Origin of the sequence: Zavarzinella formosa DSM 19928 (genome assembly GCF_000255705.1) — a bacterium.
Classification (GTDB): Bacteria; Planctomycetota; Planctomycetia; order Gemmatales; family Gemmataceae; genus Zavarzinella; species Zavarzinella formosa.
Window position 1 is genome coordinate 1 of record NZ_AIAB01000498.1, and the last position, 7166, is coordinate 7166.

The 7166-nt window shown below is 58.3% G+C and carries 6 protein-coding genes; 5 read left to right on the top strand and 1 reads right to left on the bottom strand.

The window, feature by feature from the left end:
- From BGIM_RS47765 to infA, 4 genes are all read left to right on the top strand, one after another.
- A partial coding sequence (locus BGIM_RS47765) for a hypothetical protein (RefSeq protein WP_040887346.1) occupies nt 1-1023 on the top strand: 1023 nt, incomplete at its 5' end.
- A gap of 443 nt (nt 1024-1466) precedes the next feature.
- Nucleotides 1467-2945 carry a DUF1501 domain-containing protein gene (locus BGIM_RS0100015; protein WP_020467810.1) on the top strand — a complete coding sequence of 493 codons (1479 nt, stop codon included), beginning with the start codon at nt 1467-1469 and terminating at the stop codon, nt 2943-2945.
- A 36-nt stretch (nt 2946-2981) separates the two neighbouring features.
- Entirely contained in the window at nt 2982-4406 is a 1425-nt protein-coding gene (locus BGIM_RS0100020; protein WP_020467811.1) for a GH39 family glycosyl hydrolase, read from the top strand.
- Nucleotides 4407-4547: 141 nt separating this feature from the next.
- Entirely contained in the window at nt 4548-4769 is a 222-nt protein-coding gene (gene infA / locus BGIM_RS0100025; protein WP_020467812.1) for a translation initiation factor IF-1, read from the top strand.
- A 93-nt stretch (nt 4770-4862) separates the two neighbouring features.
- Here the strand turns inward: infA and BGIM_RS0100030 are convergent, their stop codons facing one another.
- Nucleotides 4863-6113, bottom strand: coding sequence for a multidrug effflux MFS transporter (locus BGIM_RS0100030; protein ID WP_020467813.1), 1251 nt, complete (start codon nt 6111-6113; stop codon nt 4863-4865).
- Between the two features lie 676 nt (nt 6114-6789).
- Here BGIM_RS0100030 and BGIM_RS0100045 point away from each other — a divergent pair.
- Nucleotides 6790-6975, top strand: a complete 186-nt coding sequence (locus tag BGIM_RS0100045) for a hypothetical protein (RefSeq protein ID WP_020467816.1) — start codon at nt 6790-6792, stop codon at nt 6973-6975.
- Nucleotides 6976-7166 lie beyond the last annotated feature (191 nt).

Here is a 7166-nt window from a genome sequence, read left to right on the forward strand (position 1 = left end):
GCCCGGCTCTGCCAGGCGGCCGCCAAGCTCGAGCCCAACGTGTCCGACGCCTATGTGCAGGCCCTGGCCTGCGCCGAGAACCCCAAGATGGACGCGACCTATGACCTGTCGACGTTCGCCGCCAACGGCCTGCTGAGCCGGGACTGGCCGTCCGACCGGGGCGAGCTGCACGCGAAGGCCCGCGCCCACCTGACGGACATGATGAAGAAGTTCGCCTCGACCAACCGGAAGGCCGACGCCGACAAACTCTCGGCCATGCTGGACGCCGACAAGAAGCGGGACATGGTGATCGAGCTGATGTGGGCCGGCAAGGCCGACTTGGATCTTCGGGTGACCGAGCCAATCGGCACGGTTTGCTCGCCGCTGCAGACGATGTCGACGGGGGGCGGCTCGCTGAGCGCCGACTTGTTCGACCAGAAGGATGACACTCGTAGCGAGCTTTACATCGCCGCGAAGGGATACAGCGGGACGTACAAGATCACGGCCGACCGGGTGTGGGGCAGCCCGCTGGGGAACAAGGCCACCGTGAAGGTGACCCGCCATCAGGGGACGCCCGACGAGAGCGTGGAGTATCACACGCTGCAATTGGGCAAGTCGAACGAACTGACGGTGTCGCTGGAGCAGGGCCGCCGCCGGGAACTGGCGGCGATCCCCTCCCCGCAGGACATGGTTCGCTACGACCAAAAGGCCGAGTCGACGGTCCAGATCATGAACAAGATCCGTTCGCTGATGAACGGCACCGGCTCGGTGGGCCTGTCCAATACCTCCGGGATGACCGGGGGGACGACGGCCTCGGCGACGCGGAGCCTGAACTCGGAGGCCGTCGCGGCCGGTGACAAGCGATTGGGTAATCTGTCATGGTCGACGCAGTTGATGAGCGCCAAGACGGTGGGCCTGGACATCCGGGCAACGACGACGATCAAGGAGGACGGCACCACCCACGTGAGCGCCGCCCCGGTGTTCGACTCGATGTCCGCCGGACAGTCCCGCGTCCGGCTTGACCTCATCCCCACCGGCGAGTGAGCCGCTGACGAATCAGTGATGAAACGAAAGAACCCCAAGGTTTTCCTTGGGGTTCTTTCGTTGACTGGGGCCGGCAGAAGATCGAATTGAACATCCCGCCCGACAACGTGCTTCAAGGGCCGGATCCCCCGTGGCGAGGACGATTTTGTGGTCGCAAATCCCCAAGGCGCGATAGAGTGGGGGGAGGACATGCCGACTTCTTGAAGATAGTGCGGTTGCCTTTCATGAAACGGCAGGTTTCTCCTTATTCGTCAAGCCGCCCGAGGATGCTCTTCCCGGATGAGCCAAAATTGTTTTTCGCCATCGAACGTTTGCCTTTGGAAGACATCCGCAAGCATGCCGAGGCCATTGCTCGCCTCTCCGAATCTCACGGTTCTGACTGTGCCTTAAAAATTGGGCGTACATCATTCTTAATCCCGCGAGAAGAAACCGGATAACCCGTCATGTGGACCTCCCCGTTTTCGGCTTCGTTAATGCAATCCCGCCGGAACTTTCTCACCACCTCCGCGAACGGCGTTGGCTTGGTCGCGCTGGCGTCAATGCTTTCGCAGGATGGTTATTTGTCGGCGGCCGAAACCAATCCGCTGTCGCCGAAGAAACCGCATTTTGCCCCGAAGGCGAAGAACTGCATTTGCATTTATCTGGAAGGCGCTCCCTCGCAGCTTGATCTGTTCGACCCGAAGCCGAAGTTGAACGAACTGGCCGGGCAAAAGCTGCCGGATTCGCTCGTCAAAAACGTGCGGTTCGCGTTTCTTCAAAAAGACACGGCCACGGTGATGGGCTGTCCCCGCAAGTGGAAGAAGCATGGCCAATGCGGCATGGATTTGTCCGAGTTGTTGCCGCACCTGGCAACTTGCGTGGATGACATGGCTTTCATCCGCTCGATGCACACGGAGGCGTTCAACCACCATCCCGGCCAGTTGTTGATGAACACCGGCAGCACGATGTTCGGCCGGCCAAGCATGGGTAGCTGGCTGAACTATGGCCTCGGCAGCGAATCGAAAAACCTGCCCGGCTACGTGGTCCTCTCGGCCGGGCGGGGCACTTCCGGCGGCACGTCGAACTGGGGCAGCGGTTTTCTGCCGACCACTTTCGCGGGAACGCTGTTCCGTAATCAAGGGGAACCGGTTCTCAACCTCTCGAATCCGACCGGTCTGAACGATGCCATGCAAGCGAAGACCATTGAGGCCGTCCGCGATCTCAACGGCATCCGTCACGCGGGCATCGGCGATCCCGAGATCAACAGCCGGATTGCGTCGTATGAACTGGCCCACCGGATGCAGTCGGCCGCCCCGGAGTTGCTTGACTTGTCGAAGGAAAACAAGAAGACGCTGGAGGAATACGGCCTCGACCGCAAAGAACCGGACTTGAAAGCCGATCGGAGCGGCGGCAAAGGTCAATACCGCCAGTTTGCCACCAATTGTCTGCTGGCCCGTCGCATGGTCGAACGCGGGGTACGGTTCGTCTCCCTGTTCCACGCTAGTTGGGATCATCACTCGAACTTGGAGCAAGAACTGCCGTTCAATTGCGGCATGGCCGACCAACCGGTGGCCGCGTTAATCAAAGACTTGAAGCGTCGCGGCCTGCTCGACGAAACGCTGGTGGTCTGGTTAAGTGAGTTTGGCCGCACGCCGCTTGGCGAAAACCGGCCCGGTCGGCCGGGGGTGACGGGCCGCGACCATCACCCCTCCGCGTTCACCGTCTGGCTGGCGGGGGGCGGCGTGAAGGGAGGCACCATCCACGGAGCCACCGACGACATCGGCTGGAACGTGACTGAAAACCCCGTTCATATCAACGATTTGCACGCAACCATTCTGCATCTCTTTGGGATGGATCACAAGAAACTCACTTATCGCTTCCAAGGCCGCGATTTCCGACTGACCGATGTGGCCGGGAAAGTGGTTAATCAGATTCTGACGTAAGATGATCGGAAAGACTCCCTCTCCCGGAGATCGTCCGTGGATCGCCGTCGATTTCTATTTGCCTTGCCGCCTGTCGCGTTCACCCTCGCCCAAATCAACGCCGCTCCGAGCGAACTCGTTGTGGACGCCGGTTCGCCCGGCGACCCGATCCGGCCGCTGCATGGGGTCAATGGCGGCCCGCTCGCGGCCGGTGGCCTGCTTGACTTGTCCGCGAAATGGAAAGAGGCCGGATTCCCGCTGACCCGATTGCACGATTGCCACTGGCCCAACCCGGATGTGGTCGATGTCCACACGATCTTTCCGAATCCGTCGGCCGATCCATCCAAGCCTGAAAGTTATGATTTTGAGCGGACGGACGAGTATGTGAAATCCATTCTCGACACCGGGGCGAAGATCGTTTACCGGTTGGGCGAGAGCATCGAGCATCAGAAGGTCAAACGAAATGCCCGCCCGCCCAAGAATGCCGAGCATTGGGCGGCGGTGTGCGCCGGCATCGTGCGGCATTACACCGAGGGTTGGGCCAACGGCCATCAATATCCGATCAAATATTGGGAGATCTGGAACGAACCGGACAATCGCCCCACCTGCTGGACCGGCACGGATGACGATTACTTTCAGCTATACGCGGTGACATCCAAAACGCTGAAAAAGCAGTTTCCCAAGTTGCTGATCGGAGGGCCGGGGTTGGGAAACAGCGGAACACTCAAGGGAGAAAAGTTGGAAACCTCCCCGATGTTGAAGGGGTTTCTGGCGAAATGCCGGGAGATGAATTGCCCTCTCGATTTTCTCTCCTGGCACTGTTACACGGCCGACGCTGATGAACTGGTTCGACGAGGAAAAGTTATGCGGCAATTGTTGGACGCCGCCGGTTTCAAAGGGGCCGAGAGCCACCTGAATGAGTGGAACTATCTGCCCGACAATTCATGGAACGGCATGATGGCCAAGGAACCGCCCGCCCGGCAGGCTTGGCACGACCGGATTGGCGGGGCCGAAGGGGCGGCCTTCACGGCGGCTTCCCTGATCTGCCTGCAAGACGCCCCGATTGACGTGGCCAATTATTTCAGCGGCGAAGCCCAAGGCATGGGCTTGTTCACCCCGCACGGGCAAACATTGAAAACCTATCACGCCTTTTGCGCCTTCGGAAAACTGGCCGGGTTACGACGCTTGCCGATCACCGGGCAACTCCCCGCTGGCGTGACCGCCCTGGCGGGGATCGCCGCAGACAAATCTTCCGTGAGCATTCTGTTCGTCAAACAGTCTGGGGAAGACGTCTCGTTGGCTTTCGTCGGCCAGCAATTGCCTTGGGATGGAGCGACGCTGCATCAGACGTTTGGCGTCGATGGTTCCCGGAATTTGGAACTCATGGGTTTCGGCAAATCTCTGGCTGGCAAGGTCAGCTTGGAACTGCCGAAAAACTCGATTCGATTGGTGGAATTTCGACGGGAAAAGCCGGTGGAATAGCCGAACCGCCCCCCCTTGTTCAGACTGACGGCAAGACGATCATCGGTTTGGTTCCGCTTCGGGAATCCCAAAGCAGGCCATCAGAGTCGCCAAAGACGCTATAATGAATTTGCCCACACAAACAAAGGCAATCGGGAACACATGGCCAAAGAAGAAACGATTGAGATTGAAGGACGGGTCAAGGAAGCCCTTGCCAACACACAATTCCGGGTGGAATTGGATGTCGGCGGCATCGTGACGGCGCACATCGCCGGGAAAATGCGGAAGCACTACATCCGAATCATTCCGGGCGACCGGGTGAAGGTGGAACTCTCCCCGTACGACCTGACGCGCGGCCGAATCACCTTCCGGGCACGCAACTAACCACGTCTTTTGCTCCTGTTGACGATTCAGGCCAATTGGCCTGAAAAGCACCTCCGCGCCAAGAATATCCACTCCACCAGACAGACAAAGACATCAGGCTTCCCCGCCAGCCGGGGCCAGTTGCGGCGAATCCGTCGCTTCTGACGCCATCATGCTTTGGCGGGCGCGAGACCGGCCGGCCAGCAAGATCATCAAGGCGATGACGGCGGTCGTGCCAAGGATGGCGATGATCGGAAAAATGCTGTGCGGGCTTGAGCCGCCGATGGCCGTGGAAATCACGGCGCCAGTGCCCAGTTGCAAAAATCCGAGCAACGCGGAGGCGCTTCCGGCGTTCGTCGAGAAGGGGGCCAAGGCGAGAGCCGAACCGTTTGGGTTGGTGATGCCCACGCAACTCAGGAACACAAACAGCAAAATCAACGTCCCGGCCAGCCCATACCAACCTGCCCAAGCCCCAACCATAAAGACCACCCCAATCACCACCTGAATCATCAAGAGGCGGGCAAATAGCGTTTCACTGTCGAACCAGCGCAGCAGAAGGACGTTAAGCTGGCTCCCGCCAATAAACCCGACGGCGAGTACGGCAAAGATGACGCCGTAGACTTCTTCGCTCAAGCCGAAAACGTTTAGGAAGATGATGGGTGAACCGGCCACATAGGTGAACAATCCGGCAAAGGAAAACGCTCCGGCGAAGGCATAAGTGGCGAAACGAGCGTTCGTGATGATGGCCGCATATCCGGCCAAGATCCGGTCGGGTCGGAGGGAGATGCTTTTGTCGGGCACATGCCCCTCGGGCAACAGCCAATACGTGAGCGCCAGAATCCCGCTGACCATGACCGCCATCACCAGGAAGACAAATTTCCAGCCAACCACCTTCATGACCAATCCGCCGATGCTCGGGGCCAGCAAAGGCGAGGCGGCGATGAACAAGAACAACAGCGAGAGGATTTTGGCGTTTTCCTTGACGGGAAAGAAATCCCGGACCATCGCAATCGACGCCACTTGGGCGACACACCCGCCGATGGCTTGGATAAATCGCAGAGCGATCAGCGTGTGAATATCCGGGGCGACCGTGCAGCCAATCGAGGCGAGAATGAACAAACACAGCCCGGCCACCAACGGCTTCTTCCGGCCATACCGATCAAGCAGCGGGCCGTAGAACACCTGCCCCAACGCCAGCCCGATGAAATAGCTGGAGAGAGTCAGCGAGATGACCGTGGGCTCCACGTCGAAATCCGCGGCCATCTGCTTGAAGGCCGGGAGATACATGTCGATGGCAAAGGGACTAATCACACTGAGGGCGCCAAGCAGCGAAATGACGAACAATTTGGATCGTTGAGGGGGCAAGATTCTTCGTTTCCTTTCAAATCACGGGCGTTTGCGGACTTGATGAATTTATCAAGTCTCGAGTTCGCCGACACGGGCTTTCGGCACCCTTCAAGTCATAGTCCTGTCCCCCTCTTCAAACCCGCGAATGAAGATGAAATTTCGGTGTTCAAAAAAGCCGGGAAAGGTGCGAGTTGAAAATGGAGAAGTTTCGGGATTTTGAGAAACAAACGCCGGATTTCAGAGATGGAAGCGTCGTTGGAAATCAGTTGTAACATCCGTCCCCGATTCAGTTCTGTCGGTCAGATTTTTGGACCTTTTTCCTCGAAAACAGGTGTTCAATTTGCCCAAAATCAGGTCAAAAAGACCTCCAAAACGTCGTTTTCTGGCCGTTTTCAGCTCAAAACTGGTCAATTTCCGGCCCAAAACTGAACACCACCCATGCGAATTCCTCGGTGATTACACCCATGCGCCCAAATGATTTTGGCACAATCCGGCTCCTTTGGCACAATCCGGCGTTTGTTGGCCCACTGGAAAAAAGGGCGATCAAGGGCCACATGCGACGGTTTCGGAAGGCCAGCCTGGGTTAGCGGGGGAGGAATGTCAGGCGCAAGAAATCTCTTGCCGGCGGATTTTATTTTCATCTAACGTGAGGCGTAGCCATTATCGTGTTGTCAGGGTTCATGAGGAAGAAATCGTGCGCCGGCTGGAGGAGGGTGAAAAACCAGATTCCGTGGCATTGGATATCGCCCCCCGCACGGGCCTGACGCCGGGGCAGGCCGTTGTTTACATGGACTGGCTTTTCACTTCCGGGCGTTTTGACGTGGTTCGCTACGCGAAGCATGCCGAGAAGCAAGAACCCGGCCAGCAGGCATGGTGGTGAACGGGATGACCCACGGCAGAATTTCCCGCAAGGCACCCGCTACTTTTGGCAGAACTTTTCTCCAACGACCTATGTGAAGGATGATCGGCATCGCCAGCCCGTCGGGAAATCGTTGGACCAGCGGAAATCGCGGTACCCTCGCTTGCGCGTTTTGAAGTTGCGCTTTTTATCCGGCGGTGCGAAACTCGGCC